Origin of the sequence: Phenylobacterium sp. (assembly GCF_004297125.1) — a bacterium.
Classification (GTDB): Bacteria; Pseudomonadota; Alphaproteobacteria; order Caulobacterales; family Caulobacteraceae; genus Phenylobacterium.
Genome location: NZ_SCVD01000033.1, coordinates 118,319 through 135,268 on the forward strand (window position 1 = coordinate 118,319; position 16,950 = coordinate 135,268).

21 protein-coding genes are annotated in these 16,950 nt (G+C 70.2%); 5 read left to right on the top strand and 16 right to left on the bottom strand.

Annotated elements, in window-relative coordinates; translation table 11 throughout:
- Positions 1 to 4 precede the first annotated feature (4 nt).
- Positions 5 to 271, top strand: coding sequence for a hypothetical protein (locus EPO51_RS23000; RefSeq protein ID WP_293355206.1), 267 nt, complete (start codon positions 5 to 7; stop codon positions 269 to 271).
- Between the two features lie 10 nt (positions 272 to 281).
- On the opposite strand, the gene EPO51_RS23005 is transcribed toward EPO51_RS23000, so the two are convergent.
- From EPO51_RS23005 to EPO51_RS23065, 13 genes are all read right to left on the bottom strand, one after another.
- The gene (locus EPO51_RS23005) at positions 282 to 2,126 is read right to left on the bottom strand and encodes a LysM peptidoglycan-binding domain-containing protein (protein ID WP_293355209.1); all 1,845 of its coding nucleotides are present in this window, start codon (positions 2,124 to 2,126) and stop codon (positions 282 to 284) included.
- 105 nt (positions 2,127 to 2,231) lie between these two features.
- Complete coding sequence (locus EPO51_RS23010; RefSeq protein ID WP_293355212.1) at positions 2,232 to 2,891, bottom strand: protein-L-isoaspartate(D-aspartate) O-methyltransferase; 660 nt, start codon at positions 2,889 to 2,891, stop codon at positions 2,232 to 2,234.
- A 3-nt stretch (positions 2,892 to 2,894) separates the two neighbouring features.
- Complete coding sequence (gene surE, locus EPO51_RS23015) at positions 2,895 to 3,668, bottom strand: 5'/3'-nucleotidase SurE (RefSeq protein ID WP_293355215.1); 774 nt, start codon at positions 3,666 to 3,668, stop codon at positions 2,895 to 2,897.
- Positions 3,665 to 4,945, bottom strand: a complete 1,281-nt coding sequence (gene serS, locus EPO51_RS23020; RefSeq protein WP_293355218.1) for a serine--tRNA ligase — start codon at positions 4,943 to 4,945, stop codon at positions 3,665 to 3,667. The genes surE and serS overlap by 4 nt, the downstream gene beginning before the upstream one ends.
- A 61-nt stretch (positions 4,946 to 5,006) precedes the next feature.
- Positions 5,007 to 5,897: a twin-arginine translocase subunit TatC gene (tatC, locus tag EPO51_RS23025; protein WP_293355221.1), complete on the bottom strand. Its 891-nt coding sequence runs from the start codon at positions 5,895 to 5,897 to the stop codon at positions 5,007 to 5,009.
- Positions 5,894 to 6,445 (bottom strand): Sec-independent protein translocase protein TatB, encoded by a 552-nt coding sequence (tatB, locus tag EPO51_RS23030; RefSeq protein ID WP_293355224.1) that lies wholly within the window; start codon positions 6,443 to 6,445, stop codon positions 5,894 to 5,896. The genes tatC and tatB overlap by 4 nt, the downstream gene beginning before the upstream one ends.
- Before the next feature lie 71 nt (positions 6,446 to 6,516).
- Positions 6,517 to 6,723 carry a twin-arginine translocase TatA/TatE family subunit gene (gene tatA / locus EPO51_RS23035; protein WP_293355227.1) on the bottom strand — a complete coding sequence of 69 codons (207 nt, stop codon included), beginning with the start codon at positions 6,721 to 6,723 and terminating at the stop codon, positions 6,517 to 6,519.
- A 110-nt stretch (positions 6,724 to 6,833) separates the two neighbouring features.
- The gene (scpB, locus tag EPO51_RS23040; RefSeq protein WP_293355230.1) at positions 6,834 to 7,472 is read right to left on the bottom strand and encodes an SMC-Scp complex subunit ScpB; all 639 of its coding nucleotides are present in this window, start codon (positions 7,470 to 7,472) and stop codon (positions 6,834 to 6,836) included.
- The gene (locus tag EPO51_RS23045; RefSeq protein WP_293355233.1) at positions 7,469 to 8,278 is read right to left on the bottom strand and encodes a segregation and condensation protein A; all 810 of its coding nucleotides are present in this window, start codon (positions 8,276 to 8,278) and stop codon (positions 7,469 to 7,471) included. The genes scpB and EPO51_RS23045 overlap by 4 nt, the downstream gene beginning before the upstream one ends.
- Positions 8,275 to 9,291, bottom strand: coding sequence for a beta-N-acetylhexosaminidase (gene nagZ, locus EPO51_RS23050; RefSeq protein ID WP_293355236.1), 1,017 nt, complete (start codon positions 9,289 to 9,291; stop codon positions 8,275 to 8,277). The genes EPO51_RS23045 and nagZ overlap by 4 nt, the downstream gene beginning before the upstream one ends.
- The gene (gene ftsN, locus EPO51_RS23055) at positions 9,288 to 10,115 is read right to left on the bottom strand and encodes a cell division protein FtsN (RefSeq protein ID WP_293355239.1); all 828 of its coding nucleotides are present in this window, start codon (positions 10,113 to 10,115) and stop codon (positions 9,288 to 9,290) included. The genes nagZ and ftsN overlap by 4 nt, the downstream gene beginning before the upstream one ends.
- A 108-nt stretch (positions 10,116 to 10,223) precedes the next feature.
- Positions 10,224 to 10,454: a hypothetical protein gene (locus tag EPO51_RS23060; protein WP_293355242.1), complete on the bottom strand. Its 231-nt coding sequence runs from the start codon at positions 10,452 to 10,454 to the stop codon at positions 10,224 to 10,226.
- 2 nt (positions 10,455 to 10,456) lie between these two features.
- Positions 10,457 to 11,653: a deoxyguanosinetriphosphate triphosphohydrolase gene (locus tag EPO51_RS23065; RefSeq protein WP_293355245.1), complete on the bottom strand. Its 1,197-nt coding sequence runs from the start codon at positions 11,651 to 11,653 to the stop codon at positions 10,457 to 10,459.
- A gap of 62 nt (positions 11,654 to 11,715) precedes the next feature.
- Here EPO51_RS23065 and erpA point away from each other — a divergent pair, with 62 nt between their 5' ends.
- Complete coding sequence (gene erpA, locus EPO51_RS23070) at positions 11,716 to 12,048, top strand: iron-sulfur cluster insertion protein ErpA (RefSeq protein WP_293355248.1); 333 nt, start codon at positions 11,716 to 11,718, stop codon at positions 12,046 to 12,048.
- Positions 12,049 to 12,054: 6 nt separating this feature from the next.
- On the opposite strand, the gene EPO51_RS23075 is transcribed toward erpA, so the two are convergent.
- Positions 12,055 to 12,759: a hypothetical protein gene (locus EPO51_RS23075; RefSeq protein ID WP_293355251.1), complete on the bottom strand. Its 705-nt coding sequence runs from the start codon at positions 12,757 to 12,759 to the stop codon at positions 12,055 to 12,057.
- 109 nt (positions 12,760 to 12,868) lie between these two features.
- Here EPO51_RS23075 and xth point away from each other — a divergent pair, with 109 nt between their 5' ends.
- From xth to EPO51_RS23090, 3 genes are read left to right on the top strand one after another with little or no spacing between them, the layout of a single operon-like run.
- On the top strand, positions 12,869 to 13,648 hold the full coding sequence (xth, locus tag EPO51_RS23080) for an exodeoxyribonuclease III (RefSeq protein ID WP_293355254.1): 780 nt from the start codon (positions 12,869 to 12,871) through the stop codon (positions 13,646 to 13,648).
- 45 nt (positions 13,649 to 13,693) lie between these two features.
- Positions 13,694 to 14,365 (top strand): hypothetical protein, encoded by a 672-nt coding sequence (locus tag EPO51_RS23085; RefSeq protein ID WP_293355257.1) that lies wholly within the window; start codon positions 13,694 to 13,696, stop codon positions 14,363 to 14,365.
- 30 nt (positions 14,366 to 14,395) lie between these two features.
- Positions 14,396 to 15,088 carry an NnrU family protein gene (locus tag EPO51_RS23090; protein WP_293355260.1) on the top strand — a complete coding sequence of 231 codons (693 nt, stop codon included), beginning with the start codon at positions 14,396 to 14,398 and terminating at the stop codon, positions 15,086 to 15,088.
- Here the strand turns inward: EPO51_RS23090 and EPO51_RS23095 are convergent.
- Positions 15,085 to 15,774 (bottom strand): aspartate/glutamate racemase family protein, encoded by a 690-nt coding sequence (locus tag EPO51_RS23095; protein WP_293355263.1) that lies wholly within the window; start codon positions 15,772 to 15,774, stop codon positions 15,085 to 15,087. The two genes, EPO51_RS23090 and EPO51_RS23095, sit on opposite strands and share 4 nt — an antisense overlap.
- A 2-nt stretch (positions 15,775 to 15,776) precedes the next feature.
- Positions 15,777 to 16,950, bottom strand: a 1,174-nt coding sequence (locus EPO51_RS23100; protein WP_293355266.1) for a dihydroxy-acid dehydratase domain-containing protein, incomplete at its 5' end; no start/stop codon positions are given.

Consider the following 16,950-nt stretch of genomic DNA (forward strand, 5'->3'; position numbering starts at 1 on the left):
GGGAATGAGCCGCGCAGCCCAGTCCTCCGCCCCGCGCCCCGCCGGTCCCCCAGCCCCGCGCTTCCGCACCCAGATCGAGGCGGCCATCGCCGACGGGGTCAACCTCAGCGACATGACGCTGCGACTGACCCTGACCGACCTCACCAAGCTCAAGCGCGACCAGTCGGTGCCCGTGTCCGACATCAACTTCCGGGACGGCGTCATGCGCTACCTGGGCGTGAAGGTGGAGCACGGCGGCGTCACCGAGAGCGTGCTCGACCGCGGGGCCTAGAGCCCCGCTTCTATTTCGGCAGGACCAGCGCGGGATCCACGGGTCTCGCGCGTTCCTGCGGGCTCGGCGCGTAGCGGATCTCGAAGTGCAGCTGCGGCTCCGACACGCCGCCGCTCGAGCCGGCCTGGCCGATCTCCTGGCCCTGCTCCACCCGCTGCTGCATCCGCACCCCGACCCGGCCCAGGTGGCCGTAGGCCGTGACCCAGCCGTCCGCATGCTTGATCAGCACCAAGTTGCCGAAGCCCGGCACCTGATCGCCCGCGTAGACCACATCGCCCGCCGCCGCGGCCCGCACGGGGTCGCCGGCGTTGGCGCGGATGTTGAGGCCGTCATTGCGCGGGCCCGTGCCGCGGCCGCCGAAGCCGGAGAGGATCTGGCCGCGGATCGGCCACGCGAACAGCCCGCTGCCCATCTGGCTGATCTGGGCGTCGGACGGCGGCGGCGTCGCGGTCGGCGCACCGGGCACCCCGCCCGGCGGCGCGCGATACGACTGCGGCTGGTCGGGCATGACCACGGCGGGCGGACGCGGCGCCGAACGCGGCGGCGGCAGCACCTGGCCTACGGGCGGCGGCGTGTCGAATGACGACGGCGGCCGCGGCGTCGGTTCGTAGGGCCGGGGCGTTGACGGCAGGGCGGCGGGCGGGGACTCCGTCCGTTCCGGCGTCCGGGTCGTGGTGGTGATCGGGCCGCGATCGCGGTAGCCGGCCGGCAGCCGCAGCCTGCGCCCCGGCGCGACGCTGGCGCCGCGCCGCAGGCCGTTGGCGCTGCGCAGCTCCGCCTCGGTCACGCTGAACCGCCGCGCGATTTCGGACAGGGTGTCGCCGCGCCCGACCACATAGGCCTTGGCCGAACTCCCGGGCCCGCGGATCGTCTGGCCTGGCTGCAGGCGGTAGGGCTTCTTCAGCTTGTTGAGCTTGGCGAGTTCGGAGACGTTGCTATCGAGGCGCCCGGCGACGCGCTCCAGGTTGTCGCCCTTCTTGACCTTGTAGGACTTGCCCGGGATCGAGACGTCGACCACCCGGCCGGTGACCTCGCGGCTGGTGACGCCGCGGCCGTCCTGCTCTCGCGGCGCGGGCGACGGCGCCTCGGTCTGCGGGCGGCGGGGCGCCGGCCGTTCGGCGGGTGCGGCGTCGTCCTCGGCCGCCTCGGCGCGCTCCTCGGCCGGGCCGCCCGGCAGCTTCAGCTTGCGGCCGGGGATGAGCGAGGCGCCGCGGCCCAGGCCGTTGGCTTCGCGCAGGGCCTCTACCGTCGTCCCGTTGCGCTGGGCGATGGCGTAGAGGGTGTCGCCGGAGCGCACGGTGTAGGTCGTCGGCTCGGCCGGTGCGGCCGGCTTGGCGCTCCGGGCGGCCGCGTTCGACGCCTTGGGGTTCTTCAGCACCTGGCCGGGCTGCAGGCGATAGGGCTTCTTCAGGCCGTTGGCCTTGGCCACCGTCTCGATGTCGGAGCCCAGGCGGTCGGCGATCACGGCGAGCGTGTCGCCTCGCTTGACCGTGTATGTCGCCGCCGGAGTGCGCGACCGGGCGCGGGCGGCGGCGTCCTCGGCCGGGGGCGCGATCGCCAGCAACGGCGGCTCGGACGCGCGGGCCAGCGCCGATTGGGGCGGCGCAGCCCCGGGGACGGCCGCGGCCGGAGCGAGGGGCGCAAGTTGACGGGACTCGACGCTCGCCATGGACGGCGCGGCCTTGGGCGTGGGATCGGGCTGCGCGGCGGCAAGCTGCGGCGGCGGGGCCTGCGGAGTAACGGCGGGCGGCAGCGGAAGCAGGGGCGGATTCACGGCGTAGCGCGGCGTGCCGCAAGCCGTCAGCGCCGTCCCCGCGAGCAGGATCAAGGCCGTACGTTCGAAGAGATGCGTCATCGCCGCTCCGGAGTAGCTCGAACAAGAATCATTCGGGGCGTGAGGTGGGATGATGGCGGCGAGCCGACGCCCCCGCCAACTCAAAAGCCTCGCAACACGAAAAGGTCAGAGTTCCTTGGCCACGCCGTCGAGCAGCGGCACGAAGCGGACATCGATCAGGTCCTCCACCTGGAACCCGCCCTGCCCGTCGCCGGTATACCGCCGCAGGACCTGGACCGGCCCCTTCCCGATCGGCGCCACCAGAACCCCGGTGGGTTTCAGTTGCGAAAGCAAAGCCTTCGGCTCACCTGGCGCCGCGGCTGTGACCATAATGCGGTCAAAAGGCGCCTGCTCCGGCCAGCCTTCGCCACCATCGCCGAACCGCGTGATGACGTTGGTCAGGCCCAGTTCCCGGAAGCGGCTCTCCGCCTCCTTCATCAGGGTCCGGTAGCGCTCCACCGTGTAGACCAGCCGGGCGATCTTGGAGAGGATCGTTGTCTGGTAGCCACTGCCGGTGCCGATCTCGAGCACCCGGTCGCGCCGGTCGATCTTCAGCGCCTGGGTCATCAGGCCCACCACGAACGGCTGGCTGATGGTCTGGCCACAGGCGATGGGCAGGGCCGAATCCTCGAACGCGCGGTCCCGGAACAGCTCCTGGGTGAACAACGGGCGCGGCGTGGTCTCGATGGCCGACAGCACCTTGGGCTCGGTCACGCCCTGGGAGCGCAACGCCAGGATCAGGCGGGCCATCCGCGTCTCGGGCGTGTCGTCGTCCGGTTCCGACATGCGTCAGGCCTTCGGCGGCACGCCGCCCAGCTGACCCTTCAGGTCGTGGACGGTGGCGAGATGGGTCAGGTCGATGTGCAGCGGCGTCACCGAAATCTTGCCGTCGTAGAGAGCCCGCAGGTCGGTGCCCTCGGGCGGGCTGGAGGGGATCTGCCGGAAACCCACCCAATAGTAGTCGCGGCCACGCAGGTCGGTGCGCTTCTCGTTGTGACGGACGTGGAAGTCGCGGAAGCCCTGGCGGGTGACCTCCACCTCCTTGATGTCGGCGACCTCCCCGTTGGGGAAGTTGATGTTCAGAACGACATCCTTGGGCCAGCCGATCTCCATCAGCCGCTTGATGATGCCCGGGCCGAACGTCTCCGCCGCCTCGAAGCTCTGGCCGGCCTCGTAGAAGCCCATCTGCGACAGGGCCATGGATGGCACGCCGAGGGCCATGCCCTCGATGGCGCCGGCCACCGTGCCGGACATGGTCACGTCCTCGGCGAGGTTCGCGCCGCGGTTGACGCCGGAGAGTACCAGGTCGGGCCGCTTGCCCGGGACCAGATCGTTGACGCCCAGCATCACGCAATCGGTCGGGGTGCCGGTGGCGGCGAAACGGCGCTCGGAGAGCTGGCGCACGCGGATCGGCTCGGCCAGGGTCAGCGCCCGGCTGGCGCCGGACTGCTCGTACTCCGGCGCCACCACCCAGACGTCGTCACTGAGCTTCGCCGCGATCCGCTCCAGCGCCTCCAGCCCATCCGCGTGGATGCCGTCGTCGTTGGTGATCAGGATCCTCAAGCCTTCCCTCCGATATGGGTCAGGCCCGGCAGGTACGAACGCAGCGCCTGCGGGATGGCGATCCGGCCGTCCTCGTCCTGGTAGTTCTCCATGACGGCGACCAGGGTCCGGCCCACGGCCAGGCCCGAGCCGTTCAGGGTGTGGACGAAGCGCGTGCCCTTCGCGCCGGCTTGCTTGCTCCGCGCGTCCATGCGCCGGGCCTGGAAGTCCCCGCAGTTCGAGCAGGAGCTGATCTCGCGGTACTTGCCCTGGCTGGGCAGCCACACTTCCAGGTCGAAGGTCTTGCGCGCGCCGAAGCCCATGTCGCCCGTGCAGAGCAGCATGGTGCGGAATGGCAGCTCCAGGCGCTTCAGCACCGCCTCGGCGCAACCCACCATCCGCTCGTGCTCTTCCTCGGACTTTTCCGGCGCCACGATGGAGACCAGCTCGACCTTGTTGAACTGGTGCTGGCGGATCATGCCACGGGTGTCGCGGCCCGAGGCGCCGGCCTCGGAGCGGAAGCACGGCGTCAGCGCCGTGAAGCGCAGCGGCAGCTCTTCCTCGGCCACGATCTGCCCCATCACCAGGCTGGTCAGCGGCACTTCGGCCGTGGGGATCAGCCAGCGGCCGTCGGTGGTCCGGAAAAGGTCGTCGGCGAACTTGGGCAGCTTGTCGGTGCCATAGGCGGCCGCGTCATTGACCAACAGCGGCGGGGCCACCTCGAGGTAGCCGTGCTCCTGGGTCTGAAGATCCAGCATGAACTGGCCGATGGCCCGCTCCAGCCGCGCCAGCTGGCCCTTCAGCACGGTGAACCGCGCGCCGCTCATCCGGCTGGCGGCCTCGAAGTCCAGCATCCCCAGGCCCTCGCCGATGTCGACGTGGTCCCTGGGATTGGAGATCGCGAAGGGCTCGCCCCAGCGGCGGACCTCGACGTTATCGTGCTCGTCCGCGCCGACCGGCACGTCCGGAAGCGGGATGTTGGGCAGCGAGGCCAGGATCTCGTGCAGGCTCTCACCGGCCAAGCGCTCCATCTCCGCGTGGTTGGCCAGGTCGGTCTTCAGCGCCTCGACCTCGGCCATCAGCCGTTGGACCTCGGCCTCGTCCTTCTGGGCCTTGGCCTGGCCGATCTTCTTGGAGGCCTCGTTGCGGGCGGCCTGGGTCACTTGCCCCGCGGTCTGCGCGGCGCGCAGGCGGGCATCGAAGTCCAGGATCGCGGCGACCTTTCCGGACGAGCCCTTCGCCGCCCAGGCCTTCTCGTAAAGCTCGGGAGTCTCGCGGATGGCTCGGATGTCGTGCATGGGCGCCGCAACGGGATTGGGAAGCCGCACTCTCTAGAGCGCGTCGGAAGGGGCGCCAAGCTTAGGTGGCGACGATGTCCGTTCCGGCGGACGCGTCTTCCTTCTTCCGCCGCAGTTCGATCAGCTTCACGCAGCCGATGGAGACGAAGTAGAGCAGGACGATCGGCGTCGCCAACATCAGCTGGCTGATCGGATCCGGCGGCGTGACGATGGCGGCCACCACCACCACGGCGAACACCGCATAGCGCCAGCCTTTCCACAACATGGCTGAGTTCACGATGCCGGCCAGGCCCAGCAGGCTCAGCACCACCGGCAGCTGGAAGCAGAGGCCGAAGGCCAACAGCAGGGTCGTGACCAGGGTCAGATAGTCCGAGACCTTGGGCAGCAGCTCCACCGCGATCCCCGCCCCCATGATCTGCTGGCTCAGGGAGAACCAGAGCACAAAGGGCAGGATGATGTAGTAGACCAGCGCCGCGCCCATCATGAACAGGATCGGGGCGGCCACCAGGAACGGCAGGAACGCATAGCGCTCGCGCTTGTAGAGCCCAGGCGCCACGAAGGCGTAGACCTGCCAGGCCAGGACCGGGAAGGTCAGCACCACGGCCCCAAAGCCGGCCAGCTTCAGCTTGGTGAAGAAGAATTCCAGCGGCGCGGTGAACATCAGGCGCAGGTCGCCGGTCGGGATCGGCGCCTCCTTCAGCCCCAGCAGTACGAACAGGAGGTCGAACGGCCCCGCGGCATGGCCCTGCTTCGAGGCTGCGTACATCGCCGCGGCCATTTTGAAGGGGTGCAGCAGGAAGTAATAGATTTGCGGGGAGAAGGCGAAGCAGACCGCGAAGCCGAGGATGATCGCCACCACGCAGATGATCAGCCGTTTGCGCAGCTCGACGAGGTGGTCGAGCAGCGGCGCGCGGGAGGCCTCGATCTCGGCTTCGTCGTGTTCGTAGCTCACGCGCCGCCCTCGACGATCTTGCTGGCGCGCTTGCGCGGCTTGGGTCCGCCCTCGACCGTCGCGACGGACTTGGCCTTTGGCGCGGTCTTCTTCGCGGCGGGCCCCTTGGCGACCGGTTCAGCCGCGGCGACCGCCTTCTTGGCCCTCGGCTTGCGGGCCGGCTTGGCGGGCGCCTCGGAGATCTCCAGGGGCGGCGGCGGAGCCTCGGTGGTGTCGTACTGGTAGCTCATCGGGGGGTGCAGCTGAACGCCCACGTCCGACATGCTCTGCTCGATGTCGCCGATGGTCGAGCGCATCTCCTGGTTATGGTCGGCCAGATCGCCGAATTGGCCCCGGCGCATGGCCTCGACCTCCTTGCGCAGGTCGTCCAGCTCGGACTGGCGCGCCATCTCGTCGAAGCTGGCGCGGAACTCGGACGCCATCCCGCGAAGCTTGGCCATGAACTGGCCGAACCGTCGCAACAGGATGGGCAGGTCCTTCGGGCCCACGACGATCAACGCCACGATGGCGATGACGATGAGCTCAGACGCGCCGACTTCGGGAAGCATGGCCGTGGCCTAAACAGAAGCGCCGGCCACGATCAAGGCGGCCGGCGCGAATTGCAGTGGAGCCGTCGGCTTTAGCCGCGCGCGCTGTCCTTCTCGTCCTTCGGAAGCGGCTTGGCGGCCGCGTCTTCGGAACTGTCTTCGCCCTTCAGGCCGTCGCGGAAGGCGCGGATGCCCTTGGCAGTGTCGCCCATGAGCCCCGAGATCTTGCCGCGGCCGCCGAACAGCAGCGCCGCCACGACGACGATCAGAAGGATATGCCAGATGCTGAGTGCGCCCATGCGCGGAACTCTCCTTGGGCGGTGAACGCGGCCCCGATGCCGCACGCCCGTTGTCTTGAGCCCGCTATATAGTCCGTCCGGGGTCGGCAAGCCAACGCGGCATGAGCGCCTTAGTTGGCCGGCTCGTCCTCGCCCAGGAAATCCACATGGAATTCGGGCGCGTCGGCCTCCAGCGGGTCCTCGTCGGCGGCGAGCGCGTTGGGGTCCGGCACCGCGAAATCCGGCGGCAGGTCCAGCGACAGCAGGCCCGCGGCCTTCATCTCCGCCAGGCCCGGCAGGTCGGCGAGCGCGGCCAGGCCGTAGTGCTCCAGGAAGGCGTCGGTGGTGCCGAAGGTGACGGGGCGGCCCGGCGTGCGGCGGCGACCGCGCATCCGCACCAGGCCCAGCTCCAGGAGCACGTCGAGGGTGCCGCGGCTGGCCTGCACCCCGCGCACGGCCTCGATCTCGGCCCGCGTCACCGGCTGGTGGTACGCGATGATCGCCAGGGTCTCCTGGGCGGCCTTGGAGAGCCGCCGCGGCTCGTCCCGCTCCTCGGTCATCAGCCAGGCCAGGTCGGCTGCGGTCTGGAAGCGCCAGCCACCGGCGACATTGGCCAGCACGACCCCCCTCCCCTCGTAGAGCGCCGAGAGTTCGGCCAGGCCGGCCTCGATGTCGGCGCCTTCCGGCAGGCGCTTGGCCAGGTCCTCCGCCGTCAGCGGGCCGGCGGCGGCGAACAGCAGGGCCTCGATCTCGCGGGCGGCGTCGCTCATGCCGCGGCCCCGCTCCTGCGGGCCCGCAGGTAGATGTCGGCGAAGGCCTCGAGCTGGCGGGCTTCGAGCGCGCCTTCCTTCACCAGTTCCAGGCTGGCCGAGAGCGTGGAGGCGACATAGGAGGCGCGACTGGGGCCGGCGGTCGGGGTCCCCATCGGCGCGACGCCGGTCAGCGGCGTCCAGCGTTCCAGGTCCGGCAGCAGGCGACGCAGGCGGTCGCGGGCGTCCTCCAGCGCATAGGTCGTGGGAATCTGCGGCTTGTAGCTGCGCTGCGACTCCTTCTGGCGCTGGCCGATGTAGGCGCTCATCAGGCTGTAGAGGTCGCCCTCGATCCGGCCGGACGGGACGATCCGGATGGCCTCCGGGTCGCCGCGGCCGAACACGTCGCGGCCGAGCTGCGGGCCGGTCAGCAGGCGGTCGGCGGCCTCGCGCATGGCTTCCAGCTTGGCCAGACGGAACGCCAGGCGCTGGGCCATCTCCTCGGCCGGCGGCTCCTCGGCCTTGGGCTGGTCGGGCTTCGGCAGCAGCAGGCGCGACTTCAGGTAGGCCAGCCACGAGGCCATCACCAGATAGTCCGCCGCGAGACTGAACCGCCGGCGGCGCGCCTCCTGAACGAAGGCCAGATACTGTTCGGCCAGCTTCAGGATCGAGAGTTGCAGCAGATCGACCTTCTGGGTCCGGGCCAGGGCCAGCAGGACATGCAGCGGGCCTTCGTAGCCCTCGATGTCGACGATCAGCGCCTCGCCGTCCTCGGCCGCATTGTCCGCCGCGGCAAAGTCGAGAGAGGGTTGGAAGCCGCCGCTCATGCCGCGAACCTTCCCTCGAACGCGGCGTCGAAGCGAGCCCGCCCCTCCGCAGCGTCGAACGGCTCGACGGCCTTGGGCAGCCGCGCCAGCGCCGCCAGCGCCCGCCGCTTCGCATCACCCTTCAAGGCGGCGGTCCCGGACGCCACGGCCTTCATCTCGGCCATGTCGCCGTTGCAGTGGAGGACCACGTCGCACCCGGCCTTGAGCGCGGCCTCGGCGCGCTCGCGGAAGCCGCCTTCGAGCGCCTTCATGGACAGGTCGTCGCTCATCACCAGGCCATCAAAGCCGATGGCGCCGCGGACCACCTTGCGGATGACCTTCCTGGAGGTGGTGGCCGGCCGCTTGCGGTCCACGGCGGCGTAGATCACGTGGGCCGTCATCGCCATGGGCATGTCGGACAGCGTCTTGAACGGCGCGAAATCGCGGGCGTCCAGGTCGTCCCAGCCGGCCTCCACCACCGGCAGTTCCAGATGGCTGTCGACCCGGGCGCGGCCGTGGCCGGGGATATGCTTGACCACCGGCAGTACGCCGCCCGCGATCAGGCCCTCGGCCATGGCCCGGCCCAGCAGCGCGACGTCCGCGGGAGCGTCGCCGTAGGCCCGGTCGCTGATCACCGCATGGCCGTCCGGCGCCGGCGCGTCCAGGAGCGGGGCGCAGTCCACGTTGACGCCGACGGCGGCGAGGTCGTGGGCGATCAACCGCCCGCCCAGGCGCGCGATCTCCCGACGATCCTGCCCCGTGAGCTGGCCGTAGGCGCGGCCGGGCGGATAGCGGCGCCAATGCGGCCGTCCCAGGCGCTGCACGCGCCCGCCCTCCTGGTCGATCAGGATCGGCGCGTCATCGCGGCCCACCGTCTCGCGCAACGCCGCGGTCAGCGCCCGCACCTGATCCGGCGTCTCGACATTCCGGGCAAAGAGGATGAAGCCCCAGGGGCGGACCTCGGCGAAGAAGGCTTTCTCCGTCTTGGTCAGGTCGGGCCCGGCGCAGCCCAGGATGCAGGCGCTGAGGCTCACCGGACGAAGCAGCTCTTCCCGCTGGCCTGGAGCTTGGCGCAGAACGCCTGGGCGTCGGCCTTCGACGCGAAGCCCGTGACGGCGGTGCGGTACAGCGTGCCGCCGTTCTTCTCGATCTTCTGGACGCTCTTGCCCTTGCCGGCGGCCAGACCCGGAGCCGCGGCGACCGCGTCGTTCCAGGCCTTGTCGGCCAGGGCGGTGGAGGACACCGCGCCGATCTGCACGGCGGCGCCGCCCGACGCCGCCTTGGGCTCGGGCGCTGGCGCGGCCTTCTGGACGGGTGGGGGGACCGGCTTCGGCGCAGGCGGCGCGGCGGCGACCTTCTGGACCGGCGCGGGCGGCGGCGCGGCCTTCTGCACGGGCGCTGGGGCCGCGGGAATGGCGGGCTTCAGCGCCTGCGACGTAGCGGCGGACGGAGCGGCCTGGATCGGCGGCGCCTGGGTCACAACCACCTTCGGCGTCGGACGCGCCTGGGGCTGCTCGGGCTCGGGCGTGAAGGTGGGCGCCACGGTCTCCATCGGCGCGCCCTCGTCCGATCGGTAGATCTGCAGGCCAGCGGCGGGGTCCTGGGGCTGGGCCTCGGCCGGCGCGGCCGACTTGATGCCGCCCACGGGCTCGCCCACCGCCTGCGGGGCCTCGCCGGCCTGGCGCACGCCCGACTGGTAGAAGACGAAGATCGCCGCCACCAGCGCCGCCAGCACCAGCACGCTCAGGATCAGGGTGAACGGGATCGGCCGTGCGCCGCGCACCGGCTGGCGCGGGTCGAAGCTCAGCGGGGCGTCGGCGGTCGGGGGCGTGTAGGCGCCGCGCTCATGGTCGGACATCGCGGAAGCTCCGAGAGGCGTCTCGCGCGCGAATCGCACGCGTTCCGAGACAGTCTATCGAAGGTCGCGAGGACCGCAGTGTGGCGCGATGCCGATTTCTGTGGGCGGCTAGCGTCCCAGTTCCTCGAGGTCCGAGGTGTCCATGCCGTAGCGGTGGAACAGGGAACGCAGCTCGCGAAGTTCGTCGCTCGACGCCTTGCCGGGACGCAGCTGGATCTCGACATTGCGGCCACGGTTCGACGCGCGTTGCACGGCCGCGATCTTCTTCAGCCACCAGAAGAAAGCGCCTTCGTCTCCAGGCGAATGGAAGATCGGCCCACGGACCGAGAGCACCGTCATCCTCAGTTCCAGATGTCGAGGTGGAACAGCTTCTTGTGTTCCTCGATCGCGTAGCGGTCGGTCATGCCGGCGATGTAGTCGCAGACCACCCTCGCCCGCCCCGCCTCGTCACGGCCGTGGGCGCGGCCGAACCATTCGGCCGGCAGGACGTCGGGCTCGGCCATGAACAGCTGGAACATCTCGGCCAGGATCCGGCGGGCCTGGCTGCGGGTGCGGTTGACCTTCCAGTGGCGATACATCCGCTCCATCAGGAAGGCGCGCAGCGCGCCCAGGTCCTCGACCATGTCGCGCGAGAAGGCGACCAGGGCGTGCCCCAGCACGCGCACCGCCTCGGGCGAACCGACGTTCCCGGCCTTCGCGCGGCGGGCCGTCTCGTCCAGGACATCGTCGACCATGGCCCCGATCATCCGGCGGACCGCTTCCAGCCGCAGGATGCCGTCCTCGCAGTCCGGGTAGTCCTTGCGGGCGCTGATCACATGCGGCCCGATCAGCGGCACCTCGGCCAGTTCGTCCAGGTTGAACAGGCCGGCCAGTACGCCGTCGTCCACGTCGTGGTTGTTGTAGGCGATATCGTCGGCCAGGGCGGCGACCTGCGCCTCGGCCGAAGCCCAGGTGTCGAGCCGCAGGGCGTACTGGGCGTCGAACTCCGAGATGGCGCTCCAGGACGGCTTGGCAAGCTGGTCGATCACCGGGCCGTTGTGCTTGATCACCCCTTCCAGGGTCTCCCAGCAGAGGTTCAGGCCGTCGAAGCGCGGATAGCGGCGCTCCAGTTTGGTGACCACCCGGAAGGTCTGGACGTTGTGGTCGAAGCCGCCGTAGCCCTGCATCTGGACCTGCAGCTCGTCCTCGCCCGCATGACCGAATGGCGGGTGGCCCAGGTCGTGGGCGAGCGCGATGGTCTCGGCCAGGTCGGGGTCCAGGCCCATCGCCGTCGCCAGGGACCGGGCGATCTGCGCCACCTCGAGGCTGTGGGTCAGGCGGGTGCGGAAATGGTCGCCCTCGTGCGCCACGAAGACCTGGGTCTTCTCCTTCAGGCGACGGAAAGCCGTGGCGTGGATGATCCGGTCCCGGTCGCGGGCGAAGTCGGTGCGGGTGCGGCTGTGCGCCTCCGGGACCTTGCGGCCGCGGGACGCGGAGGGATCTTCGGCGAAGGGCGCACGCGCCGGGATAATCGAGGCCATGTAACCGTTCTGACTCATGGCCCCTTGGTCGAAGCCGCTCAGGCCCTCATATAGGCGTACGAGGACATTCGTCTAACAGCATGACCACCACAGACCTGACCCTGTCGCCCGCCGCGGCGAAGCGCATCCAGGCTATCGGCGCCGAGGAAGGCCGTCCGATTATGCTGCGCGTCGCCGTCGAGGGCGGCGGCTGTTCGGGCTTCCAGTACCAGTTCGACCTGGTCGACGCCGCCGAACCCGACGACCTGAAGGTCGAACGCGACGGCGCCGCGGCCCTGGTGGACGTAGTGTCTCTGGCCCTGCTGAAGGGGTCGGAGATCGATTTCGTCGACGAACTGGCCGGGGCGGAGTTCCGCATCCGCAACCCCAACGCCAAGTCCAGCTGCGGCTGCGGCGTCAGCTTCTCGATCTGACGACCCTCAGTCCAGCGGCGTCGGCTGGCGTGGCGGCGGGTCCTTCCCCTCCGAGATCGTGACGCCCGGAGGCGGGCGGAACAGATCGAGCTGGTCGGACAGGCCGCGCCGATAGCCATCGTAGCGAAGCACGAGGACCGGCTTTCCCTGGCGAATGTAGCTGATCATCAGCGGTTCGCCCCGCTGGTCGTCCATCAGGATCGCCAGGCTGTGCTCCGCGATGGAATAGGTGTGAACGCCGGCGTTGACCCCGCCCCATCGGATGGTCCGCTGGGCGACCGGCGCGCGGACGGTGACGAACTCCAGCTCGCAGCCATACTCCAGGGCCATGAACTCCGTGGGCGCGCCCGGCGGCGGGATCGGCGCCCTCACCTCCAGGACCGGCCCGGGATCGACGCTGTGCCGGGCGATCCCGTTGGCGGTGTTGATGGTCCAGATATCGGGCTCGGCGACGATGACCAGCGCCTGGTCGCCCCCCGGCGCCACCGGCGATTCCAGGCTGCGGAGGAACTTCGCGCCCAGCCGCCACAGACGCTTCGGCTGAGCCCGCGGGTCGGACGCCGCCAGGCCGGGCGTGATATTGCGCACAGTCATGCCGACGATCGACTGCGGCCGGCAGGGCGGAACCTCCGGCGCAGGCGGCGGCGCCTGCGCGAAGGCCGGCCCCGCAGCGAACGCACCGAGGATCGCGAGACGTATGAGGATCGACATGGCCCCCACCAGGGGCCACGCGCCGCGACGACGGTCAAGCCGGCGTCCAAAGGCGTTGAGCGACGGCCCCCGCCCCTCTAGCTTCCCCTCACCTTCCCCGGAGCCCTCGATGCGCATCGCCACCTGGAACGTAAATTCGGTCAACGCGCGACTGGAGACGGTGGTCCGCTGGTTCGAGGAGGCCAAGCCGGACGTCGCCTGCCTGCAGGAGATCAAGTGCGTCGACGAGAAGTTTCCCGCCGAAGCCTTTGAGCGGCTTGGCTATAACGCCGCCGTCCACGGCCAGAAGACCTACAACGGCGTGGCCCTGCTCTCGAAGACCCCGCTGGAGGACGTCCGCAGGGGCCTGCCCGGGGACGAAGCCGACGAACAGGCCCGCTACATCGAGGCGCTGGTCTCCGGCCCCGAACCGGTGCGCGTCGGTTGCCTCTACCTGCCCAACGGCAATCCGATCGCCACCGAGAAGTTCGCCTACAAGCTGAACTGGATGGGGCGGCTCAACGCCCACGCCCGCCGGTTGCTGGCGTTGGAAGAACCGTTCGTCCTCACCGGCGACTTCAACGTCATCCCCGAGCCGCGCGATGCGGAGTTCCCCAACAACTGGCTGGGCGACGCCCTCTTCCAGCCCGAGAGCCGCGCGGCGTTCCGGGCGCTGAAGAACCTGGGCCTCACCGAAGCCTACCTGCAGGCGGACGGCGCGCCGGGCGCCTATACCTTCTGGGACTACCAGGCCGGCGCCTGGCAGCGGAATAACGGCATCCGCATCGACCACGCCCTGCTCTCGCCCCAGGCGGCGGACCGTCTGGCGGGCGTCTCGATCCACCGGGACGTGCGCGCCTGGGAGAAACCTTCGGACCACGTGCCCCTGGTCGTCGAACTGGACGTCTAGCCTCGCGCTTAGCCGACTCAGCGGAATGGCGTAGCCTCGTTCGCCATGGACGAGGTCGCGCGGCTCCTGACGTTGCTCGCGCTCCTAGGGGGGGCGCTGACGCTGCTGGGCGGCGCCTGCGTCTGGTTCCTCGACGAAGGCCGGCGGATCCGGCGCACCCTTGGCCAGGCGCTGGGCGCCACCCCCCAGCCGATGCTGGTCGCGCGCGGCCGCGGCGTCGGCATCGGGTTCGACCTGACCCGGAACCTGCTGGCCGTCACCTGGGACCGGGGCGGCTGGCAGCTCACCTATCGCCTGGACGAACTGACCGGCGTCGAGCTGATCCTGGACCGTCAGGTGGCTGCCCGCGCCTTCCGCGGCGAGCCGCGCCGGGCGCTGGACCAGCTCATAGATCCCGAAGAGCGCGTGCGGCTGCGCTTCGTCTTCGACGACCCTGCCCATCCCGATTTCGAGATGGATCTCTGGATCCCCGGGGACGAGGCGCGGCGTGGCCGGCTCGACGCGGGAGAAGCCCTGCACGAGGCCAATCGCTGGATGGCCCGGATGGAATCCCTGCTCCGCCGCCCCGTCGCCAAGCCTACGCCTCCCGCCGTCCAGCCCGCGCCCACCCAGCAGTCGCCGCCCGCGCCGCGCCAGCAACCTCCGTTGCAGCAGCCCGTCGGCCCCCTTTTCGGCGACGAAGCGTTTGAAGACGATGCCGAGGATGCTATTCGTTGACGGTGTAAATTAAAGAGCCGAGGGCCGCCCATGTCGTACCTGCTCGCCGCCGCCACCTTCTTCGTCCTGCTCCATCTGCTCGTGTCCGGCACGCGCGTGCGCGATGCGCTCACCGGCCGAATCGGCCAGGGGCCGTACATGGGCCTCTTCTCGCTGGCCTCCATCGCGGGACTCGCCTGGCTGGGCTTCGCCTTCGCCCACGCGCGGCACGAGGCCTGGAACGCCGCCTACTGGACCGCCACGCCCGCGACCCGCCAGATCCAGCTCGGCCTGCAGCTCCTGGCCATGCTGCTGATCCTGCCGGGGCTGATGACGCCCAATCCCACCAGCGTTCGCCAGGAAGGCGTGCTGGACCGGCCGGACGCGGTGAAGGGCATGCTGCGCATCACCCGGCACCCGTTCCTGTGGGGCGTGGCTCTCTGGGCGCTGGGCCACCTGCTCGTGAACGGCGAGCGGGCCGCCATCGTGCTGTTCGGATCGATGTTCGTCCTGGGCCTGTTCGGGACCGCCAGCATCGACGCCAAGCGCAAGCGGGCGCTGGGTCCAAAGTGGGACGCCTTCGCCGACCAGACGTCCAACCTGCCGTTCGGCGCGATCCTCGGCGGCCGCCAGAAACTGAAGCTTGGCGAGATCGGTTGGCAGCGGATCGTGCTGGCCGTTGCGGTCTGGGCGGTTCTCGCCTGGGCGCACCCGTTCCTGTTCGGGGTGAGCGCCCTGCCCTAACCGAGCGCGACGTCCACGGCGGCTTCGCAATGGACGAAGGTCGTGTCGACGACCGGCAGGTCGACGTCGTCAGGCGACAGCAGCAGGCCTACTTCCGTGCAGCCGAAGATCACGCCGTCCGCGCCGCCGGCCCGGCCCCGGGCGATCATCTCCAGGGCCGCGGCCTTCGATTCCGGCCGCACGACGCCCTGGCACAGCTCGTCGTAGATGATCGCCTGCAGGCGGTCGCGGCCCGCCTGGTCGGGAACCCGCGGGTCGAGGCCGGCGGCGATCAGGCGGTCCTTGTAGAACGCCTTCTCCATCGTGAACCGGGTGGCCAGCAGAAGCGGGCGGGTCACCCCCTTCGCCTTCAGCGCCGTGGCGGTCGCGTCCCCGATGTGCAGGAAGGGAACCGTGATCCCGCCGCGGATGGCGTCGGCGTTCAGGTGCATGGTGTTGGTGGCCAGCACGATCAGGTCCGCGCCTGCCGCCTCCAGCCGCCGCGCCGCCTCCGCCAGGATCGCACCGGTCTCGTCCCACTTGTCCGCAGCCTGCAGCGCGGCGATGGGCGCGAAGTCCACCGAGCGGATGAGCAGCTCGGCAGAGTGCAGGCCGCCCAGCCGCTCGCGGACCAGGCGGTTCAGCTCGCGATAATAGAGGGCGGTCGACTCCGCGCTCATCCCGCCCAGCACGCCAATGGTCTTCATCTTCAGAGATCCGCGTAGACGTGGGTCTCTTCCGCCGCGCCCGGATGGGTGAGCGCGCCGAGGTGGGCCGGCCCGACCAGCTGAGCGTACTTCCAGAGCGCCCCGGACTGATAGTTGGTCACCTTAGGCTTCCACATCCTGGCCCGATGCTCGAGCTCGATGGGATCGACCTCCAGGTCCAGGGTCCCGGCGTCGGCGTCGATGGCGATGATGTCGCCGTCCCTCACCAGCGCGATGGGGCCGCCCATCTGGGCCTCGGGGCCCACGTGGCCGATGCAGAGCCCACGCGTGCCGCCGGAGAAGCGCCCGTCGGTGACCAGGGCCACCTTGTCGCCGCGGCCCTGACCGGAGATCGCCGCGGTCGTCGAGAGCATCTCGCGCATGCCGGGCCCGCCCTTGGCGCCTTCGTAGCGGATGACCAGGACGTCACCGTCCTTGTAGTCGCCGGCCTCGACTGCATCGAAACAGGCCTGCTCGCCGTCGAACACCCGGGCGGGGCCGCGATGGCTGCGATGGCTCTGCATTCCCGCGACCTTGACGATGGCGCCGTCGGGGGCCAGCGAGCCCCACAGGCCGACCACGCCGCCGGTGGGCGAAAGCGGGTTGGAGACCGGGCGGATGACCACCTGGTCGTCGCGCCACTTCACGTCCTTCAGGTTCTCGGCGATCGTCTTGCCGGTCACCGTCATGCAGTCGCCGTGGATGTACCCGCCTTCCAGCAGGGTCTTCATCAGCATCGGCATGCCGCCCGCCTCGCCCATGTCCTTGGCCACGAAGCGGCCGCCGGGCTTCAGGTCGGCGATGTAGGGCGTGCGCTGGGCGATTTCGGCGAAGTCGCGCAGGGTGAACTCGATCCCGCACTCATGCGCCATGGCCGGCAGGTGCAGGCCGCCGTTCGTCGAGCCGCCGGTGGCGGCCACCACGACCGCGGCGTTCTCGAAGGACTTGCGGGTGACGATGTCGCGCGGACGCAGTTGCTCGGCGATCAGCCGCACCACCGTCTCGCCCGAGGCGACGGCGTAGGCGTCGCGGGTCAGATAGGGTGCGGGCAGCGACGCCGAGAGCGGCAGGGCCAGGCCGATGGCTTCCGACACGCAGGCCATGGTGTTGGCGGTGAACTGGCCGCCGCAGGCGCCGTCCGACGGACAGGCGTGCTGCTCCAGCGAGCAGAGATCT